The sequence below is a fragment of the Patulibacter minatonensis DSM 18081 genome (genome assembly GCF_000519325.1).
Classification (GTDB): Bacteria; Actinomycetota; Thermoleophilia; order Solirubrobacterales; family Solirubrobacteraceae; genus Patulibacter; species Patulibacter minatonensis.
In genome coordinates, this window is record NZ_KI912613.1 from 2,701,581 (window position 1) to 2,720,188 (window position 18,608).

An 18,608-nucleotide genomic window follows, 5' to 3' on the forward strand; every position below is an offset into this window, starting at 1 on the left:
CCCGGGACGCCGCGGGCCCGACCTCGTCGAGCGCGTGACCGACGGCGCCGCGACGGTGCGCCAGGTCGTGCACCCGGCCGGGAGCGGCACGCTGGTGCTCGTCGTCCGCAAGCCGCTCCGGGAGAGCCGGGCGGCGGTGTCGGTGGTCCGGCGCTCGGTGCCGCCCGCCGGCGCGGTGGGCCTGGTCGTGGCGATCCTCCTGGCGGCGCTCGTCAGCCGGAGCCTCCTGCGGCGTCTCCGGCTGCTCCACGAGGACGCCCGGGCGCTCGGCGACGAGGGGCTCGGGCACGGGATCCGCGTCGGCCCGCGGGACGAGGTCGGCGACGTCGCCGCGGCGCTCGAGGACATGCGCGTCCGGCTCGTCGAGGAGGAGCGCCTGCGCCAGGCGTTCCTGGCGACCGCGTCGCACGAGCTGCGCACGCCGCTCGCGGGGCTCCTCGGCACGCTCGAGCTCCTGCGCGAGGAGGTCGGGGACGCCCCGGGCGACGACGGGCTGCGGCGACGGGCGGACACCGCGCTGGAGCGGACCCGGCGCCTCGTCGACCTCTCGGGCGAGCTGCTGCACCTCAGCCGCCTGGACGCCGGCGAGCCCGTCGAGGTCGCGCCGATCGACCTCGACGGGGCCGTCCGGGCGGCGTCGGCGGGCGTCGGCGACCTGCTCGCCGGCGACGGACGGGCGCTCGAGGTCCGCTCGTCCGGACCGGTGCCCGTGCTCGCGGACCCCGGTGCCGTGGCCCGCATCGTCGAGAACCTGCTCGAGAACGCCCGGCGGTACGGCCGCGGGACCGTGGCGGTCGACGTCGCCCCCGGAGCCGCACCGGGCGGGGACGGCGACGGCTCCGGGGTCGTGCGGGTCCGGGACGACGGGCCCGGGATCGCGCCCGACGAGCGGGAGCGGATCTTCCGCCGCTTCGAGCGCGGCGCCGCCGCCGAGGGCGCGGGGTCGGGCTTCGGCCTGGGCCTGGCGATCGCGCGCGACCTGGCACGGCGGATGGGCGGCGACCTGCGCGTCGACGAGCGGGCGTCCGCGACCACGTTCGTGCTGACGCTGCCCGGCGACCGCTGAGCGCGAGGCACCGGCCGCGGAACGTGGCGCCCTGCCGCTCGTCTCCCGTGGCGCACGACCAGTCGGGACCGGGGCGCCGAACCTGAGCCGGTCGTGTGATGCGGCGCGACCGACGACCCGGTCGGCTGCGTACCCTTCGCGCAATGTTCGACGTCTCGACCACCGATCCCGCCGGCACCAAGAAGCTGCTCCTCGTCATGCTGGTCCTCGGGATCATCGACGTCGTCCTCTTCGTCCCGCTCGTCCTCGGGATGTTCGACATCATCGACTCGGACTCGTTCGTCGGGCCCGTCGGCATGGTCCACGGCCTCGCGTTCCTGGCGATCGTCGGCATCGGGCTCCTCGGCGCGAAGCAGGCCCGGTGGAACGTCAAGTTCGTCGCCGCGGTGATCATCTCGGGCGCCGTCGGCCTCGTCGTGATCTCCGACCTCCTGATCCGCCGCGAGCTCGACGTCGCGCTGACCGCGGGCGCCTGACCCGCGTCGGCGTCCGGTCAGCCCTCCGCCGGCGGCCAGCAGTACCTCGGCGGCGGGTGCTCGTGGTCGTCGCCCCACTCGCCTGTCACGAAGTCCGTGACCACCCCGACGCGGTCGATCGTCCCCATCAGCCGACCGGCGGGCGCGGGGACCGGCCGGCGCAGAGCGAGCCCGGTGCGGAGGTGGGCCCGGAGCTCCGTCTCCGCGTACGCGTCGAACCGCGCACGGCCCTCCGCGTACGCCGGGCGGTCGCGGTAGGCGACGACGACGTGGTGCCCGCCGGTCATCCGGCGGCGCGGGACCCCGTCGGCGCACGGCAACTCCGGTCCGCCGCCCGTCCGCCGGACGCTGGTGCGCGCGCTCGTGCGCGACAGGAGGTCGAACGGTGCGTCGTGGGTCACCTGCGCCGCGTACGCGTCGGCGGGGTCCAGGCCCACGACGTCGAGGTAGGCGCCCAGGAGCTCGTGCGCGGTCAGGGGGAGGTACGCGAACGGCGACGGCAGCGGCGGGCGGTGCTGCCGGACGGGGTGCACGGCGCGGGCGATCGCGTCCCACTGCAGCACGTCGACGACGACGTCCTCCGGCGGCCCCGCGGCGATCCGCCACGGCGCACCCTCCGCGGCACTCGACAGCGCCGCGGCCTCCGCCGGCACGGTCAGCACGTGGAGGCCGCGGACGACGACGTCCATGCTCGCGGAGTGCTCGTCGCCGCCGCGCTCGATCGCGAGGTCGCGGGCGATGCCGATCGTCCGCTCCGGCCCGACCCGCGCGCGACGCAGGAGGTCGAGCGCGAGGTCCTCGTCCAGCGGCGACGGGGCGCCCTTCGCGCGGTCGACGAGGCGCTCCCGGGCGTCCAGGGACAGGACCGCCGGGACGTCCGCGGGCGCCAGACCGTCGGCCGGGGCGTGGAGCACCGCCCACTCGACCGGGCCCGACCGGCCGCCGCGGAAGACGCCCGCGCTGATGTGGTCCGGCACGCGGTGGACCCCGAAGACGAGGTCCGGCCGCGCCGCCAGGCCGGTCGCGGCGAGGTGCGCGCCGAGGTCCTCCAGCTGCGAGCCGTCCCGCGTCATCACGCGGGTGACGAGCAGCGGACGCCGCGCGGGGGAGCGGTACGGGGCGCGGACGGCGTCGCGCGCGGCCCGCTCCGCCCGCCGGCAGGCCTCCCACGCCGCGGGGTCGTCGATCGCGTCCCGGACCGACGGGCGCTCCGTCACGCCGTGCAGGGCCTCCCCGGCCGGGCCGTGCAGGACGGCCCCGACGAGGCGCGGATACACGAGCTCCGCCTCCGGCACCCCGGCCCGGGACGCCGCGCCGCGGGCCTCCCACTGGTCGTAGCGCTCCCGCTCCGCGGGGGTGAGTTTCGCGAGCTCCTTCGCATGGCTCCGCTCGCCGGCGGCGTCGATCGCCTGAAGCGCGGTGCCGAGCAGGCGTCGGACGACTCCCATGGCGCCAGACTAGGCGTCGTGCGTCACGCGGCGGTCCCGGGTCGGTCCCGGTCGAGCCCGTCGCCGTCGGTCGGCCCGTGCGCGCCCGTCGGGGTGCACGCCGGGGCCGCGGCTCCTACGCCGCGGGCAGCACCCGCGGCGCGCCGAAGGGCGCCAGGCACTCCGGCAGCACGATCGTGCCGTCGGCGCGCTGGCCGTGCTCGAGCAGGGCGATGATCGTCCGGCCGACCGCGATCGCGGTGCCGTTCAGCGTCGCCAGCGGCTCCGGCTTGCGGGCGGACTCCGCGCGGGAGTCCTTCAGGCGCGTGCCGAGGCGCCGCGCCTGGAAGTCGGTGGTGTTCGACGTCGACGTCAGCTCGCGGTACTGCTGCTGCGACGGGAGCCACGCCTCGCAGTCGAACTTCCGGGCCGCGGACGCGCCGAGATCGTCGACCGCGATGTCGACCACCTGGTACGGGATGCCGAGCTCGGTGAGGATCTCCTCCTCGATCGACAGCAGGCGCGCGTGCTCCTCCTCGGCGTCCTCCGGCGGGACGAACGAGAACATCTCGACCTTGTCGAACTGGTGCACGCGGAAGAGCCCGCGGTCGCTGGCGCCGGCGGCCCCGGCCTCGCGACGGAAGCACGGCGAGAACCCGGCGTAGCGCAGCGGCAGGTCGGCGACCTCGAGGATCTCGCCGGCGTGCATCGACGCGAGGGCGACCTCGCTGGTGCCGACGAGGTAGAGGTCGTCGCCGGGCAGCGCGTAGATCTGCTGCTCGGTGTCGGGCAGGAAGCCGGTGCCGTAGAGCGCGTCCTCGCGCACGAGCACCGGCGGGATCACGGCCTCGTGGCCCTTGTCGCGGAGCTTCGAGAGCGCCCACTGCACGAGCGCGAGCTCGAGGAAGACGAGGTCGCCGCGCAGGTACGCGAAGCGGGACCCCGACAGCCGCGCGCCGCGCTCCATGTCGACGCGGTGCGCACCGGCGAGCTCGAGGTGGTCCCTGGCCTCGGCGGGCGCGCCGTCCGGCCGGGCGCCCAGCCCGTCGATCCGCGGCTCGCCGACGGTCTTCAGCACGCTGTCCTTCGGCGGCGCGTCGGGGTGGGGGAGGTTCGGGAGCCGCGCCTGCTGCTCGGCGAGCCCGGCCTCGACCTCGGCGAGCTCCTCCTGCAGTGCCTTCGCGCGGGCCGAGACGTCGCGCATCGTGGCGACCGCGGCGTCGGCGGCGGACGAGTCCCCGGACGCCTTGGCGGCCTTCTTCGCCTTGGCGATCTCGCCGTTGGCGGCGTTCTGCTCCGCGCGCAGCGTCTCGAGCTGCGGCAGCAGCTCGCGGCGGCGCTCGTCGAGGGCGAGGACCGCGTCGAACGCCTCGGCGTCGGTGCCCCCGCGACGGGCGAGTGCGGCACGGGCGGCGTCGGGATCGCGGCGCAGGGCCTTCAGATCGAGCATCGGGGCGAAGGGTAACCCGGACGCCTCGAAGTCCGTCCGCCCCGCCGCTCACCAGGCCGTGTCCGCCCCGCCCTCCACCGCGACCGGGCGACCCCGGCCGTCGAGGCGCACCCGCAGGGCGACGGACCGCGACGAGCCCGTCGCGTCGGGGGCCTCGTAGGAGACGCGGACGATCGCCCGCCGCGTCGCCCGCTCGTAGCCGACGACCCTCAGCGGGCCGCTCGCCTGCTTCCGGCCGGCGGGCAGGCCCCGGGCGGCGGCGACGAGGGCCGCCGGCGTCGCGATGCGGCCGCGCACCCGGACGAGCCGCGCGCGTCCCTCCGGGTCCATGACGGCGACCGCGACCCCGTTCAGGCCGGCCGTCCCGAGCACCCCCTCCCCGACCCATCCGCGGTCGGGTGTGCCGACGGCGGGCCGGAAGGCCAGGGTGTCGATCTCCCGGGCGAGGATCCGCGCCACGGTTTCCTGCTCGCGTCGCGGCACCCGCATGGTCGGCACCGCCCGCCGGGTGACCGTCCCGTCGGGGGCGACGGCCACGAGGCGCCCGCCGCCGGTCGTCCCGCGCAGGCGCACCTTCCCGGGCCGGCGGTCGAGGCGGAACCGCGTCGTCGACCGCGTCAGGAGCGCGCCGCTGGGCCCGCTGACCGCGTCCCGCGTCAGGGTCAGGCCCTGCGTCGCCGGCCGCGCCTGCCGGTCGAGGATCCGCGGCGCGGCCGTGCCCTCGATCCGCGTGCTCGACGTCCGGACGTCCTCCGCGACGCCGGTCAGCAGCCGGCCGCGCTCCGACGTCGCCCGTTCCCAGTCGGGCAGCGGCTCGTCGCCGACCCCTTCGAACAGGTACTCGACGGGGAGGAGCGAGAGCGCCGAGCTGCCGACCACGACGCCGCCGGGGATCGAGGCGGCCAGCCCACCAGGGCCCGGGTTCTCCGCGCAGGCGCCCGTCGCGACGGCGCAGCGCAGCGACGTCCAGCGCACCTGGTCCGGGCGGGCCTCCTCGGCGCCGTCGGGATCGAACGCCGGATCGATCCAGGCCGCGTCACCGACGACGAGCTCCCGGCCGTCCTCCGACCATCCGACCCGCGACAGGTCGCCGTACGTCACGACCCCGGTCGGCATCGTCAGCTGCACGGGCGCTCCGCCGTCGAGCGGGGCGATCCAGAGGTGGCTCTCGTACTCGCTGTTCGGCAGCAGCGCGGCGTGCCGGCCGTCGGGTGCGGCGAGGATGCCGCCGGGGTGGTCGGCCAGGCGGAACGGGCCGAGCGTGCGGTGGGCCCCGGACGGATCGGCCGTCGTGATCCGCACCGTCGTCGGACCGCGGTCGTACGCCTCGCCGTCGACCTCGAGCCGGGCGACGCGGGCGGAGGCGGGCGTGGCCGCGACACCACCGACGAGGAGGACGACGACCGCGCACGTGGCCCCGCGGACCGTGGCGATCGGTGGACAACGGCGGACGGGACGCATCGGGCTCCTGGGGACGGCCGTCGCGCGGGCCGGCGCGGCGTGGACGGGACATGGACACCGTACCCGGGACGCCGACGCGCCAAGAGCCGGTCCGTGCGCCGACCTCGCCCGGCTCCGCCGCCCACCGCCCCGTACCCTCCTCCGCGATGTCTCCGTCGATCGATCCCGGCCAGCGGCGCGACCGCTGCATCACCGTCTACGGCCGCCGCGCGGTGCTCGAGGCGCTCCGCGACCCGAAGCTCGAGGTCGCCGGCGTGACGATCGCCGAGATGGGCGGTGCGGTGACCAGCGAGGTGAAGAAGTCGGCCACCGAGCGCGGGGTCGACGTCCGCGAGACCTCGGCGCACCGCGTGTCCCTGATCTCCGGCAACGGCCGGCAGGACCAGGGTGTCGTCGCCGACGTGATCGCCCCCGAGATGCGGGCGCTCGGCGACCGCCTCGACGAGCTCTCCCGCGACCCGTCGCGCAAGCAGCGCCTGCTCGTCGTCGACGGCGTCACGACCCCGGGGAACCTCGGCCTGATCATCCGCTCGGCGACCGCGGCCGGAATCGACGGCATCGTCGTCCCGCGCCGCGGCACGGCGGCGATCGGCCCGCAGGTCGTCAAGGCGTCGGCGGGGACCGCGTTCTCGTCGCCGATCCTCCGCACCTCCGACGCCCCCGGCGCGCTGTCCGAGCTCACGGACGCCGGCTTCGCGATCGTCGGCCTGGACGCCGGCGCGCCGACGTCGCTGTGGGAGATCGACCTGCCGGACCGCATCGCGTTCCTCATCGGCGGCGAGCACGAGGGCGCCTCGGAGCAGGCCGCCGCGTTCGCCCACTCGTGGACCTCGGTCCCGATGCCCGGGGGCGTCGAGTCGCTCAACGTCGCGTGCGCGACGACCCTCGTCGCGTTCGAGATCGCGCGCCGCGGCTGACCGGCGCCGAGCACGGCGCCCTCGAGGCCGGCGGCGCACCGCGCTCCCGGTCGACGCGGGTTCTCCGTCGTCGTCGATATGCGACGACGACGCAGAATCGGTGGTCGGCGGCCGCCCCGGGAACGACGGAGGGCGGCTCGCGCCGCCCTCCGGGACTCCGTGGTCGTCCGGCCCCGCGGGCCGGACGGGGCTCAGTTGCCGGAGTCGGTGTTCTGGGCGTCGCCGGCGCCCTCGCCCTGGCTGGCGCCCTCGTTCGCGGCGGAGCCCGCGACCGGCGGGTTCTTGTCCGCGCACCGCTCGGCCGCGGTCTTGGCCTTCGTCGGGCTGCTGGACGCCGCGGCCTTCAGGCCGGTGTACTTGCAGAGGAACGCCGCGATGGCGTCCGCGTCGTCACCGACGGCGATGTTCGCCGGCATGATCGCGCCGGAGTACCCGCCGTTGTGGAGCGCGTAGAGCACGGACCCCGTGGTCTCCGCGCGGAGATCGAAGTTCGGACCGTCGGTGCGCTCGCGATCCTTGATCTTCGACGCACCGCCCTGCGTGCCGGCCACCGCGAGGGTGTGGCATCCCGAGCAGCGCTCGGCGAAGAGGTTCGCGCCCTTGAGCACGATTGGGTTCTTCTCGCCCTTCAGGGGTCCGTTGTCGACGTTGGTCTTGACCGACTCGGACCCGCATGAGGCAAGAACGAGGGCTGCCGAGAGGGCACCCAGGGTCGTGAGGGCTCGACGCTGCATGTGCGCAGGATCCTAGACCAGAGTCCCCCGGCGAGGCGCGCGCCCGGTCGACGATCAGCGATCATGCGCCCGATGTCCGACCAGGACCGCACCGTGGACCCCGTCCACGACCTCCGTTGGGTCCTCGTCGGGCTCGTCGTCGCCGTCGTCGCGGTCCTGCTCGTCCAGGCCGGGTGCAACACGGGTCCCGAGCACCGGATCGAGGACGGCGAGGTCACGCTCGACCTCACCGAATACTCGATCACGCCGCGGAAGCTCGTCATGCCGGCGGGCCGTCTCGTGATCGACGCGAAGAACACCGGGAAGTTCGTCCACAGCATCAACATCGTGTCCGACGACGACAAGCGCGGAAACCGTCGCGCGAAGTTCGCCTCGTCGAACGACGGGCCGGGCGACCCGCTGCCGCCGGGCGACACGAAGCCCTCGTTCCTGGCCCTCTGCCTGGCGCCGGGCGACTACCGCATCATCGGCGGGCAGGCGGGCGAGGAGGACCTCGGCATGGTCGCGGACCTCCACGTCACGGGCCCGGAGCCCGACTGCACCCCGGTCCCCGGCCGGCGCCGCGAGGACCCGGCGGACGCCCCGCCCAACGGCGAAGAGGGCTGACCGCCGGCCCGCCGGCGGGGTCCGCGCCCCGGCCGCGGACCTCGAGCGGAGGGCCTGCACCCCGGCCGCGGGCCCGGCGTGGGGGATCTGCAACGAATCGTGCAACTCGTGGGAAGGAGTCCCGCGGGCGGGGGCGAAACCAGGTCTCGCCCCCCGGCACCGGCCACGAAGACCCTCTCGCATCTGCACTTGATGCCCGCGACTGGTCTTTGACGGCGGCAACCAATTGGCCGGTGCCGGGGGTGAGTCGTCTTCTCGGCGCGCCCGGAGCTGGAGCTCAGAGCCCGCCGCGCTCGACCGTGACGCGCAGGGCGAGGAAGGCGATGACCATCGCGGCGGTCGCCATCACGCCGATCTCGCGGCGGACGATCTCGCGGACCACGCCGCGCTGGCCGGCCTCGTCGAGGTCGGCGACCTCGGCGGCCCCGGAGAGCCCGCGCCGCTCGAGCACCTGCTCGGCGGCGATCAGCCGCAGCTGCTCCGCGATCAGCGAGATCCCGACCGGCATCAGCGAGTAGAGCCAGAACAGCCAGCTCGCCGGCTTCTCCCCGTCGATCCACACGGCGGCGGCGAGGAGCGCGAGGGCGAGCGCCCCGAGCTGGGTGAAGCGCACCGCGATCCAGTACGAGCTCCGGGCGTCGAACCGCCACCAGAGCCACAGGCCCCACCCGCCAGAGGCGAGCGCGACGAGCCCCACGACCAGGGCGACGATGAGGGCGGCCGACGACATCGGTCGAAGATCGTCGCACGGGACCGGCGCTCCGGGGCGGCGGGGGCGGCGGTGCGGGATGCCCGACGCGGCGGCCCGTGCCGGCCGCGTTCTCGACCTGGCACCGGTGAGGTCCCGGATCGGGAACGCGTGCCCGCCCTGCCCGCCGTCCGGCCTCCAGCACCCTCCGACCGCCCCCACCACCCGACTCCCCCGACCGCCCGTCGGGCACCGCCGTGCCGGTATCCGGAACGCCCGATCCGGCCACCGGCCCCAACTCTCGTGACACTCCTCGTGACACCCCGCATCCCCGCTCGCAACGGTTGTTGCGAGGTTTGTGCCGACTTCGTGCGGACCGTCACGAAGGGCCTGGAAATGAGGGTACCCGAACCCTAAGACGGGGCTGAACGAACTGGTAGAACAGGAGGCGGTGCTCCGGTCGTATCTGCCGCTCCTCATCTTCCTCGTGCTCTCCACGGGCGTGGGTGCGTTCTTCGTCATGGCGAACACGCTCCTCGGTCCGCGGTTCAAGCGACGGCCGACCACGGTCCACGAGGACGCCTACGAGAGCGGTCTGCCGTCCGACGTCCAGCAGGGCTTCCGCTTCGGTATCAGCTTCTACCTGATCGCGATGCTGTTCCTGCTGTTCGACATCGAGGTCGTCTTCCTCTATCCGATCGCCGTCGAGCTCAAGCAGTTCGGCACCTTCGCGCTCGTCGAGACGGCCGTCTTCATCGTGCTGCTCTTCGTGGCGCTCATCTACGTGTGGCGGAGGGGTGCCCTCGAATGGAAGTGATCAGGCACGGCAAGGCGGCGGGGCCCGGCGGTCCGGTCGCGCTCCAGCCCGGTGACAAGGAGGCCTTCCGCGCCCGCCAGCTGCGCGCCCGCGACCTCCTGCGCGGTGAGCTCGAGGGCGACGACATCGAGCAGCACGTCCGCGACTCGATCGTCACCACGACGCTCGACAAGGCCGCCCACTGGGCGCAGGGCAACTCGATCTTCCCGCTGACCTTCGGCCTCGCCTGCTGCTCGATCGAGATGATCTCGCTCGTCGGCGCGCGCATGGACATGTCGCGCTTCGGCTCCGAGGCCATGCGCGCCACCCCGCGCCAGGCGGACATGATCATCCTCGCCGGCCGCGTGTCGATGAAGATGGCCCCGGTCGTCCGCCGCATCTACGACCAGATGCTCGAGCCGAAGTACGCGATCGCGATGGGCGCCTGCTCCTCGTCGATGGGCGTCTTCAACAACTACGCGATCGTCCCGGCCGACAAGTTCATGCCGGTCGACGTCCACATCCCGGGCTGCCCGCCGCGCCCGGAGGCCGTCGTCTACGGGATCCTCAAGCTCCGCAAGATGATCCAGGACGACCCGACGATGGCCTGGCGCGACCGGTACCGCGCCCACGGCACGGAGGAGACGAAGCCCTGGAGCCTCGACGAGCTCGAGGAGCGCGCCGGCCGCGCGGCGCAGCTCGAGGCGCGGGAGAAGGACGCGCGTGCCTGATCTCGCGGCGTTCGAGCGGCTCGCCGACATCGTCGCCGCGGGCGACGACGGCGCGGTGGTCGCCACCGACCACGCCGATCGGCGCTCGGAGATCCAGGTCCGTCCATCGGCCCTGGTGGAGACGCTGGACCGCCTGCGCTCCCAGGGCTTCGAGCACCTGATGTCGCTGCACGGCGTCGACTACTACCCGGAGGAGCCCCGCTTCGGGGTCCTCTACGAGCTCCTCTCGTTCAAGGACCAGGACCGCCTCACGGTCAAGGTCCGCGTGCCGCTGTCGGACCCGATCGTCCCGTCGGTCACGCCGGGCTGGCCGACCGCGAGCTTCCAGGAGCGCGAGGTCTTCGACATGTTCGGCGTCGTCTTCGCCGGGCACCCGGACATGCGCCGGATCCTGCTGCCGGACGACTACATCGGGCATCCGCAGCGCCGGGACTTCCCGGTCGGCGGCGAGCCCGTGCTGTTCACGGGCAACGAGCAGCGGAACCCGGGGTGGTGGAAGTGAGCGCGGACGACGAGAAGACCGGCTCCGGCGGACACGCCGGAGGCCCGGATCGCGAGGCCGCGACCGGATCCCGCGAGCAGGACGCGCCCGCGACGAAGGGTGAGCGCGACCGCGGCGCGAAGATCGCCGACCAGACGTCGGCCACCACGCCGGAGGCGGACACCGACGGCCAGCCGGACGAGGGCGGCGGCAGCTCGCCCTCCGCGGACCCGCAGGCCGAGTCGCCCGCGACGGCCACCGCCACCGCGCTCCAGGAGCGCACCGAGCGCGAGGCCGAGTGGGAGGAGCTCGCCAGGCGCTACCGCGCCGACGAGGCCACCATCGACTTCTCGACCCAGCTGGGCGCCGTCGCCACGCAGGACGAGGCCGAGCTCCTCACGATCAACATGGGGCCGCACCACCCCGCCACGCACGGGGTGCTGCGCCTGCTGACCACGCTCGAGGGCGAGGTCATCCGCGACGTCAAGCCGATCATCGGCTACCTGCACACCGGCATCGAGAAGACCGCCGAGGACAAGGCGTACTGGAAGGTCATCCCCGTCGTCGAGCGGATGGACTACCTGGCGTACTACTTCAACGCCATGGCCTACTGCGGGGCCGTCGAGGACCTCCTCGGCGTCGAGGTCCCCAAGCGCGCGCAGTACCTGCGGGTCATCCACCTCGAGCTCAACCGGATCATGAGCCACCTCGTGTGGCTCGGGACGACGATGCTCGACCTCGGCGCGATCTCGATCCTCTGGTACGCGTTCCGCGAGCGCGAGACCGTGCTCGACCTCTTCGAGTACTCCTCCGGTCAGCGCATGCACACGCGCTACTTCCAGATCGGCGGCGTCGTCGAGGACATCCCGGCCGGCTGGGCCACGAAGCTCCAGCGCTTCCTGGACGAGATGCCGACGCGCCTGGACCAGTACGAGGCGATGCTCTCGAAGAACGAGATCATCCTCCAGCGCCTGAAGAACGTCGGCGTCCTCGACGCCAGGCGGCTGCAGGAGTGGGGCGTCTCCGGTCCGCTGCTGCGCGCCGCCGGCGTGCCGTGGGACCTCCGCAAGGCCACGCCGTACTCGAGCTACGACGACTTCGACTTCAAGGTCCCCGTCGGCACGATCGGCGACAACTACGACCGCTACGCGGTCCGCGTCGCCGAGATGCGCGAGTCGGTGAAGATCATCCAGCAGGCGCTCGACGGCCTCCCCGAGGGCCCGACGATCACCGAGGACCGCAAGGTCGCCCTGCCGCCGCGCCACGAGCTCGCCACCTCGATGGAGGCGCTCATCCACCACTTCAAGCTGGTGACCGAGGGCATGCGCGTGCCCGAGGGCGAGGCCTACTTCCCGATCGAGGGCCCGCGCGGCGAGCTCGGCTGCTTCGTGCGCTCCAACGGCTCGAGCAAGCCCGCGCGCGTGCACATGCGGGACCCCTCGTTCGTCAACCTCCAGGCCTTCGGCGACATGGCCCGCGGCGAGTACATCGCCGACATGATCGCCACGCTGGCCTGCCTGGATCCGCTGCTCGGAGGCATCGACCGATGACGATCCGCCGCGACCCGCTCGATCCCGGCGAGCGCGAGCTCGTCCGCGAGGGCGCCCCCGCACCCGCCGGTCCCCGCCGCGCGTACCTGCCCGACCTGCCGGAGGGCGCGGACCTCACGCAGGAGGTCGCGCGCTTCGAGCACGGCTCGCGCGTCCCCGGCTGGCGCACGTCGACCGACCTCTCGAAGGACCCGGCCGGCGTGCCGGACCCGGCACAGGTCGAGGTCCCGGCCGCGCTGCGCGCCGAGATCGAGGACGTCATGTCGCGGTACCCGGACTCCCGGTCCGCCGCGATCCCGGCCCTCGCCGCCGCCCAGCGCGTCCACGGCTGGTGCTCGCCGCAGGCCATCGAGCAGGTCGCGTGCGTCATGCGCCTGACCCCCGGCTACCTGACGGCCGTCGTGGGCTTCTACGACATGCTCGAGGCCAAGCCGGTCGGGCGCCAGACGGTCTACGTCTGTACGAACATCTCCTGCTCGCTCCGCGGCGCCGACGCGCTGCTGGAGTCGCTGAAGACCGCGATCGGTGACGACCCCGACGTCAACATCCGCGGCTTCGAGTGCCTCGGCGCCTGCGACATCGCGCCGATGTGCTCCGTCAACGGCACGTACGTCGGGCCGGTCGACGACGGCGAGGTCCTCGAGCTCGCCGAGCAGATCCGCACCGTCCAGGACCCGCTGCCGCACAAGCAGCTCGTCCGCCGGCGCGTCGCCGACGTCGCCGCCAACAGCGACGACGTCGCGCGGGCGTCCCGCGACACCGGGACGCTGGACCCCGTCTCCTTCGACGAAGGCTCCATGGCATGAGCAACCACCTCCTCTTCGAGAACATCGACGAGCCGGGCCTCAGCTCCATCGAGGTCTACAAGCGCCGCGGCGGCTACCAGATGGCCGAGCAAGCGCTCGCGATGGCGCGCGACTCGATCATCACGTCGCTGAAGGACTCCGGGCTGCGCGGCCGCGGCGGCGCCGGGTTCCCGACCGGGCTGAAGGCCTCCTTCATCCCGCAGGGCAAGATGGACAAGTTCCTCGTCTGCAACGCGGACGAGTCCGAGCCGGGGACCTTCAAGGACCGCGAGCTCATGCAGAAGAACCCGCACTCGCTGATCGAGGGCATGATCATCGCGGCCTACGCGGTCGGGGCGAACAAGGCGTTCATCTTCATCCGCGGCGAGTACGTCCAGCAGGCCGAGATCCTCGAGAAGGCGATCGAGGAGGCCAAGGCCGCCGGGTACATCGGCGAGAACATCCTCGGCCGCGGCGTCGAGCTCGACATGTGGGTCCACCGCGGCGCCGGCGCGTACATCTGCGGCGAGGAGACCGGCCTGCTCGACGCCCTCGAGGGCCGTCGCGGCAACCCGCGCCTGAAGCCGCCGTTCCCGGCCAACCAGGGGCTCTACCAGGGGCCGACGCTGATCAACAACGTCGAGACCCTGACGGCGATCACCTACATCCTCAAGGTCGGCGCCGAGGCCTACTCGGCGATGGGCGTCGAGAAGTCGTCGGGCACCAAGCTGATCTCCGTCTCGGGCAACGTCCGCCGTCCGGGCAACTACGAGATCGAGATGGGCATGACGGGCCGGGACATCATCTACGGCCTGGCCGGGGGCATCGAGGACGACCGCGAGGTCCTGCTCTGGTTCCCGGGCGGCTCGTCCTCGCCGGTCCTGACGAAGGACGACCTCGACCTGCCGTACGACTACGACTCGCTCGCCGGCGCGAAGACGATGCTCGGCTCCGGCGCGATCATCGTCGCCGACGACAGCAACTCCGTCGTCGACATCGCGGTCAAGACCGCGAGCTTCTACAAGCACGAGAGCTGCGGCAAGTGCACGCCGTGCCGCGAGGGCACGAGCTGGACGACGAAGATGCTCAAGCGCATCCAGTCCGGCGAGGCCACGCCGATGGACCTCGACGTCATCTCCTCCGTCTGCGAGCAGATCATGGGCAACTGCCTGTGCGTGCTCGGCGACGCGATGGCGATGCCGGTGGCGTCGATGGTCACCAAGTTCCGCCCGCACTTCGAGGCGCACATCGAGGAGATGCGCGTCCAGAACGAGGCCCGCGTCCTCGCGGAGATCGCCGCCCAGGGCAACGTCCTCCAAGGAATCGCAGCCGACTGATGCCGCGCCCCGAGATCGAACAGATCACGTTCACCGTCGACGGCCGCGAGGTCGAGGCCCCCGCCGGCACGATGCTCGCCGACGCCGCCAAGCTCGGCGACGTCGACATCCCGGTCTTCTGTTACGAGCCGAAGCTCGGCGCTCCCGTCGGCGCGTGCCGCATGTGCCTCGTCGAGATCGAGGGCATCCCGAAGCTCCAGACCGCATGCTCCACGCCGGTCCGCGACGGCATGGTCGTCGACACGCAGAACCCGCGCGTGAAGTCCGCGCAGGAGTCGGTGGTCGAGTTCCTGCTGCTGAACCACCCGCTCGACTGCCCGGTCTGCGACAAGGGCGGCGAGTGCCCGCTGCAGGACATCTCCTTCGGCTGGGGCCGCGGCGAGACCCGCTTCGTCGAGCCCAAGCGCCACTTCCAGAAGCCGGTCGAGCTCTCGCCGCTGATCGCGATCGACCGCGAGCGGTGCATCCTCTGCTATCGCTGCGTGCGCTTCTCGCAGGAGGTCTCGGAGGACTACCAGCTGATCCTCCACGAGCGCGGCGCCGACACCTTCGTCGGCACGTTCGACGGCCATCCGTACGTCGCGCCGTTCTCCGGCAACATCATGGAGCTCTGCCCCGTCGGCGCGCTGACGAGCCAGGCCTACCGCTTCCGGGCCCGTCCGTGGGACATCGAGCAGTCCGGCTCGGTCTGCACGATGTGCCCCGGCCAGTGCAACGTCAGCTACACCGTGCGCGACGACCGCGTCGTGCGCGTGCTGAACCGCCAGAACGACGCCGTCGACGACGGCTGGCTCTGCGACCGCGGCCGCTTCGCGTACCAGTCGACGTACGTCGACGAGCGCGTCACCGGCCCGCTGGTCCGCGAGAACGGCCGGCTCGTCGAGGCCTCCTGGGACCGCGCACTGGCGACGGCCGCGAAGCTGATCGACGCGGCCGGCGACCGCGTCGGCGCCCTCGCCGGCGGCAGCGCGTCCAACGAGGACGGCTGGCTCCTGCGCCGCCTGATGACCGAGGTCGTCGGCTCCCGCGACTTCGACTCGCGCCCCGCGGGCCTGCTGTCGGCCGGCCTGCAGGCCGCGCTCGACGCCCCCGAGGCCCAGGCGACGGTCGAGGACCTCGACTGGGCCCACGCGGTCCTCGTGCTCGACACCGAGCCCGTCGACGACATGCCGGTGCTCGACCTGCGGCTGCGCAAGGGCATCCGCCGCAACGGCGTGCGCCTCGCGGTCGCCACGAGCCGCCCGTCGGCGCTGGACCCCAACGCCGAGCTCACCGTCCGGTTCGCGCCGGGCGCGGGGGAGGCCTTCGTCTGCGCGCTGGACGCCGCGATCGGCGGCGTCGGCGACGTCACCGGCCTCGCCGCCGCGGCCGGTGCGGACCCGGAGGCCGTCGAGGCCCTGGGCCGGATGCTGCGCGAGGCCGGCGACGACGTGATCGTCGTCTGGGGCGAGCGCCTCACGCACATCGCCGATCCCGAGCGCGCCGCCAACGCCGCGCGCGCCCTCCTGAAGGCGTCGGGCCGGCTCGGCCTACTCGACGGCCGCACGGGCTCGGGCCTGCTGCAGGTCCCGAGCGGCGGCAACGGCCGCGGGCTGCGCGAGATCGGCGTCCTGCCGAACGTCGCCCCCGGGTTCAGCGAGCCCGCGAAGGTCGGCCGCTCCAGCCGCGAGATCGCGACCGCCACGTCGGCCGGCGAGCTCGACGTCCTGCATCTCCTGCACGTCGACCCGGTCGCCACGTTCCCGGACCGCGCGCTCTGGCAGTCGGCGCTCGGGAAGGCCCGCGGCGTCGTCGCCCACGCGGCGTTCCTGACCGAGGGCGTCGCCGCGCACGCGGACGTCGTCTTCCCGTCCGAGGCCAGCGCCGAGAAGGAGGGCACCGTCACGCACCCCGACGGCCGCCTCCAGCGCCTGCGCCCGGCGGTCGGCAAGCCCGAGGGCACGCTCCCGACCTGGCAGGTGCTCTCGCACCTGATCACCGCGCTCGGCGGCCGCGCCACGGCGCTGACGTCGATGATGGTCACGACCGAGATCACCGAGGCCGTCCCGTTCTACGCGGGCATCACGCACGACGAGATCGGCGGCTTCGGCGTCCGCTGGCAGGACCGCGACGCGTCGGAGGACTTCCCCGCCGGCGACACCGGCCCGTTCTCGCTGGACGCCCCGGTCGCTGCGGCGTCGCCGAACGGCGCCCTGCGCCTGGGCAGCTTCCGCTCGGTGTGGTCCTCGCCCGAGGTCCGCCACGCCCCGGCGCTCAAGTTCCTCGCGCCGAAGCAACGCGCCGAGCTGAACCCCGACGACGCGGCCGACCGCGGCATCCGCCACGGCCAGCGCGTCCTCGTCACGGCGGACGGCACGGTCGTCAGCGCCACCGCGCACCTGCGCACGACGTCCCCGCGGGGCAGCGTGTTCCTCGAGACCGGTCTCGGCGACGAGAGCGCCTCGGCGCTGCAGTCGACCGAAGCCACCGTCCCGTCGATGGTGACGGTGGAGTCCGCATGACCTCCGTGCTCGCCGGGCCGCTCAGCGCGATCAACTACGCCGAGCCCTGGTACGTCCAGATCATCAAGGCGCTGCTGATCTTCGCGATCGGGTTCTCGCTGGTCCCGCTGGTCCTGCTCTACGAGCGCAAGCTGCTCGGCCGTTTCCAGGGCCGGCCAGGCCCCAACCGCGTCGGGATCTACGGCTCCATGCAGCCGCTCGCCGACATCGGCAAGCTGCTCTTCAAGGAGCAGTTCAAGCCGCGCGGGGCCATCGGCTGGCTGTTCATCGCCGCGCCGCTGATCTCGATGGTCGCCGCGCTGGCGACGTTCCCGCTGATCCCGTTCTCGGGCGCACCGCAGGAGATCCTCGGCACGAAGGTCGGCCTCTACGGGCTCGACTCCGACATCGGCCTCCTGATCTTCTTCGCGTTCTCCGCGATCGGCTCGTACGGCATCCTGCTCGGCGGCTGGTCGTCGACCTCGAAGTACTCGTTCCTCGGCGCCATGCGCGGCGCGGCGCAGCTGATCTCGTACGAGGCCGCACAGGGCCTCGCGCTCCTGGGAGTCGTGATGACGACCGGGTCGCTCTCCCTGTCGGAGATCGTCGACAAGCAGGACCACATGGGCCTCTGGTTCCTGGTCCCGCAGATCGTCGGCGCGTTCATCTTCTTCGTCGCGACGCTGGCGGAGATCAACCGCACGCCGTTCGACCTCCTCGAGGCCGACTCCGAGCTCGTGGGCGGCTTCATGACCGAGTACGGCGGCGGCCGCTTCGCCCTGTACTACGTCGCGGAGTACGTGCACCTCGTCGTCGCCGGCGCGATGTTCTCGACGCTCTTCCTGGGCGGCTGGAACATCCCCTTCTGGAACGGCGCCCCCGGCTTCCTCGACCCGTTCGTGGTCCTCGCGAAGACCCTGGTGATCGTCTCGATCATCATCTGGATCCGGGCCACGCTGCCGCGTCTGCGGTACGACCAGCTGATGTCCTTCGGGTGGAAGATCCTGCTCCCCCTGGCCACCCTCAACGCCCTCGTCACCGCGATCGTCCTCGTGGCGCTCTGAGCGACGGGCACGGAGGCTCTCCCTCATGACCTGGAATCCCGACAGCGACGTCGTCGAGGTGGCCCGCGGCCCCGAGCCCGGTGGGCTCGGCGGCGCCTACCGCGTCTTCGGCGAGACGCTCCGCGGCCTGAAGACGTCGTTCATGCGCGTCGTCGAGGGCACGCACACGGTGGAGTACCCCGAGGAGAAGATCCCGGTCTACCCGCGGTGGCGCGGCCGGCACAAGCTCCACAAGTTCGAGGACACCGGCCTCGAGAAGTGCGTTGGCTGCTCGCTCTGCGCGGCGGCCTGCCCCGCGGACTGCATCCGCGTCGTCGCCACCGAGAACACCCCGGAGAACCGGGTCTCGGGCGGCGAACGCTACGCGGCGGTCTACGAGATCAACATGAGCCGCTGCATCTTCTGCGGCTACTGCGAGATCGCCTGTCCGTTCGACGCGATCACGATGGGCTCCGACTTCGAGCTGGCCGACTACAACCGGTCGGACCTGATCTTCACCAAGGAGATGCTCCTCGCGGAGCCGATGGTGCGGACGCCGCTGCGGGCGGAGGGCGAGTAG

The 18,608-nt window shown here is 73.1% G+C and carries 18 protein-coding genes; 13 read left to right on the top strand and 5 right to left on the bottom strand.

Annotated features, from left to right (window positions below; all coding sequences use genetic code 11):
- Both PATMI_RS29660 and PATMI_RS0112495 read left to right on the top strand, forming a co-directional pair.
- Positions 1 to 1,066, top strand: a 1,066-nt coding sequence (locus PATMI_RS29660; RefSeq protein WP_169738362.1) for a sensor histidine kinase, incomplete at its 5' end; no start/stop codon positions are given.
- Positions 1,067 to 1,209: 143 nt separating this feature from the next.
- A complete protein-coding gene (locus tag PATMI_RS0112495) occupies positions 1,210 to 1,542 on the top strand; it encodes a DUF3817 domain-containing protein (RefSeq protein WP_026911137.1) in 333 nt (110 codons plus the stop codon).
- Between the two features lie 17 nt (positions 1,543 to 1,559).
- Here PATMI_RS0112495 and PATMI_RS0112500 read toward each other — a convergent pair whose 3' ends face one another.
- From PATMI_RS0112500 to PATMI_RS0112510, 3 genes are all read right to left on the bottom strand, one after another.
- Positions 1,560 to 2,990, bottom strand: a complete 1,431-nt coding sequence (locus PATMI_RS0112500; protein WP_026911138.1) for a hypothetical protein — start codon at positions 2,988 to 2,990, stop codon at positions 1,560 to 1,562.
- Positions 2,991 to 3,105: 115 nt separating this feature from the next.
- On the bottom strand, positions 3,106 to 4,419 hold the full coding sequence (serS, locus tag PATMI_RS0112505; protein ID WP_026911139.1) for a serine--tRNA ligase: 1,314 nt from the start codon (positions 4,417 to 4,419) through the stop codon (positions 3,106 to 3,108).
- A 48-nt stretch (positions 4,420 to 4,467) separates the two neighbouring features.
- The gene (locus PATMI_RS0112510) at positions 4,468 to 5,880 is read right to left on the bottom strand and encodes a hypothetical protein (protein ID WP_026911140.1); all 1,413 of its coding nucleotides are present in this window, start codon (positions 5,878 to 5,880) and stop codon (positions 4,468 to 4,470) included.
- A 146-nt stretch (positions 5,881 to 6,026) separates the two neighbouring features.
- Here PATMI_RS0112510 and PATMI_RS0112515 point away from each other — a divergent pair, with 146 nt between their 5' ends.
- Positions 6,027 to 6,797, top strand: coding sequence for a TrmH family RNA methyltransferase (locus PATMI_RS0112515; protein WP_026911141.1), 771 nt, complete (start codon positions 6,027 to 6,029; stop codon positions 6,795 to 6,797).
- A gap of 191 nt (positions 6,798 to 6,988) precedes the next feature.
- On the opposite strand, the gene PATMI_RS0112520 is transcribed toward PATMI_RS0112515, so the two are convergent.
- Positions 6,989 to 7,531: a c-type cytochrome gene (locus PATMI_RS0112520; RefSeq protein ID WP_026911142.1), complete on the bottom strand. Its 543-nt coding sequence runs from the start codon at positions 7,529 to 7,531 to the stop codon at positions 6,989 to 6,991.
- 72 nt (positions 7,532 to 7,603) lie between these two features.
- Between PATMI_RS0112520 and PATMI_RS0112525 the strand changes: the two genes are divergently transcribed.
- On the top strand, positions 7,604 to 8,137 hold the full coding sequence (locus PATMI_RS0112525) for a hypothetical protein (RefSeq protein ID WP_026911143.1): 534 nt from the start codon (positions 7,604 to 7,606) through the stop codon (positions 8,135 to 8,137).
- A 277-nt stretch (positions 8,138 to 8,414) separates the two neighbouring features.
- Here the strand turns inward: PATMI_RS0112525 and PATMI_RS0112530 are convergent, their stop codons facing one another.
- Positions 8,415 to 8,867 carry a hypothetical protein gene (locus tag PATMI_RS0112530; protein WP_026911144.1) on the bottom strand — a complete coding sequence of 151 codons (453 nt, stop codon included), beginning with the start codon at positions 8,865 to 8,867 and terminating at the stop codon, positions 8,415 to 8,417.
- A 409-nt stretch (positions 8,868 to 9,276) separates the two neighbouring features.
- Here PATMI_RS0112530 and PATMI_RS0112535 point away from each other — a divergent pair, with 409 nt between their 5' ends.
- From PATMI_RS0112535 to nuoI, 9 genes are all read left to right on the top strand, one after another.
- Entirely contained in the window at positions 9,277 to 9,642 is a 366-nt protein-coding gene (locus PATMI_RS0112535; RefSeq protein WP_026911145.1) for an NADH-quinone oxidoreductase subunit A, read from the top strand.
- On the top strand, positions 9,633 to 10,352 hold the full coding sequence (locus PATMI_RS29665) for an NADH-quinone oxidoreductase subunit B (protein WP_084269905.1): 720 nt from the start codon (positions 9,633 to 9,635) through the stop codon (positions 10,350 to 10,352). The genes PATMI_RS0112535 and PATMI_RS29665 overlap by 10 nt, the downstream gene beginning before the upstream one ends.
- Positions 10,345 to 10,854 (top strand): NADH-quinone oxidoreductase subunit C, encoded by a 510-nt coding sequence (locus PATMI_RS0112545; RefSeq protein WP_026911146.1) that lies wholly within the window; start codon positions 10,345 to 10,347, stop codon positions 10,852 to 10,854. Before PATMI_RS29665 ends, PATMI_RS0112545 begins: the two co-directional genes overlap by 8 nt.
- Before the next feature lie 386 nt (positions 10,855 to 11,240).
- The gene (gene nuoD, locus PATMI_RS0112550; RefSeq protein ID WP_036727856.1) at positions 11,241 to 12,383 is read left to right on the top strand and encodes an NADH dehydrogenase (quinone) subunit D; all 1,143 of its coding nucleotides are present in this window, start codon (positions 11,241 to 11,243) and stop codon (positions 12,381 to 12,383) included.
- A complete protein-coding gene (locus tag PATMI_RS0112555) occupies positions 12,380 to 13,189 on the top strand; it encodes an NADH-quinone oxidoreductase subunit NuoE family protein (protein ID WP_026911148.1) in 810 nt (269 codons plus the stop codon). Before nuoD ends, PATMI_RS0112555 begins: the two co-directional genes overlap by 4 nt.
- Positions 13,186 to 14,505: an NADH-quinone oxidoreductase subunit NuoF gene (gene nuoF, locus PATMI_RS29670; protein WP_036725775.1), complete on the top strand. Its 1,320-nt coding sequence runs from the start codon at positions 13,186 to 13,188 to the stop codon at positions 14,503 to 14,505. The genes PATMI_RS0112555 and nuoF overlap by 4 nt, the downstream gene beginning before the upstream one ends.
- A complete protein-coding gene (gene nuoG, locus PATMI_RS29675; RefSeq protein ID WP_051471500.1) occupies positions 14,505 to 17,006 on the top strand; it encodes an NADH-quinone oxidoreductase subunit NuoG in 2,502 nt (833 codons plus the stop codon). The genes nuoF and nuoG overlap by 1 nt, the downstream gene beginning before the upstream one ends.
- On the top strand, positions 17,003 to 18,049 hold the full coding sequence (gene nuoH / locus PATMI_RS0112570; protein WP_026911149.1) for an NADH-quinone oxidoreductase subunit NuoH: 1,047 nt from the start codon (positions 17,003 to 17,005) through the stop codon (positions 18,047 to 18,049). The genes nuoG and nuoH overlap by 4 nt, the downstream gene beginning before the upstream one ends.
- A gap of 25 nt (positions 18,050 to 18,074) precedes the next feature.
- A complete protein-coding gene (nuoI, locus tag PATMI_RS0112575) occupies positions 18,075 to 18,608 on the top strand; it encodes an NADH-quinone oxidoreductase subunit NuoI (RefSeq protein ID WP_026911150.1) in 534 nt (177 codons plus the stop codon).

Excerpts from the sequence above, each read along its gene's own strand:
- PATMI_RS0112495 (WP_026911137.1), top strand. The coding sequence starts at position 1,210 with ATGTTCGACGTCTCGACCACCGATCCCGCCGGCACCAAGAAGCTGCTC.
- PATMI_RS0112500 (WP_026911138.1), bottom strand. The coding sequence starts at position 2,990 with ATGGGAGTCGTCCGACGCCTGCTCGGCACCGCGCTTCAGGCGATCGAC.
- serS (WP_026911139.1), bottom strand. The coding sequence starts at position 4,419 with ATGCTCGATCTGAAGGCCCTGCGCCGCGATCCCGACGCCGCCCGTGCC.
- PATMI_RS0112510 (WP_026911140.1), bottom strand. The coding sequence starts at position 5,880 with ATGCGTCCCGTCCGCCGTTGTCCACCGATCGCCACGGTCCGCGGGGCC.
- PATMI_RS0112515 (WP_026911141.1), top strand. The coding sequence starts at position 6,027 with ATGTCTCCGTCGATCGATCCCGGCCAGCGGCGCGACCGCTGCATCACC.
- PATMI_RS0112520 (WP_026911142.1), bottom strand. The coding sequence starts at position 7,531 with ATGCAGCGTCGAGCCCTCACGACCCTGGGTGCCCTCTCGGCAGCCCTC.
- PATMI_RS0112525 (WP_026911143.1), top strand. The coding sequence starts at position 7,604 with ATGTCCGACCAGGACCGCACCGTGGACCCCGTCCACGACCTCCGTTGG.
- PATMI_RS0112530 (WP_026911144.1), bottom strand. The coding sequence starts at position 8,867 with ATGTCGTCGGCCGCCCTCATCGTCGCCCTGGTCGTGGGGCTCGTCGCG.
- PATMI_RS29665 (WP_084269905.1), top strand. The coding sequence starts at position 9,633 with ATGGAAGTGATCAGGCACGGCAAGGCGGCGGGGCCCGGCGGTCCGGTC.
- nuoD (WP_036727856.1), top strand. The coding sequence starts at position 11,241 with ATGGGGCCGCACCACCCCGCCACGCACGGGGTGCTGCGCCTGCTGACC.
- PATMI_RS0112555 (WP_026911148.1), top strand. The coding sequence starts at position 12,380 with ATGACGATCCGCCGCGACCCGCTCGATCCCGGCGAGCGCGAGCTCGTC.
- nuoF (WP_036725775.1), top strand. The coding sequence starts at position 13,186 with ATGAGCAACCACCTCCTCTTCGAGAACATCGACGAGCCGGGCCTCAGC.
- nuoG (WP_051471500.1), top strand. The coding sequence starts at position 14,505 with ATGCCGCGCCCCGAGATCGAACAGATCACGTTCACCGTCGACGGCCGC.
- nuoH (WP_026911149.1), top strand. The coding sequence starts at position 17,003 with ATGACCTCCGTGCTCGCCGGGCCGCTCAGCGCGATCAACTACGCCGAG.
- nuoI (WP_026911150.1), top strand. The coding sequence starts at position 18,075 with ATGACCTGGAATCCCGACAGCGACGTCGTCGAGGTGGCCCGCGGCCCC.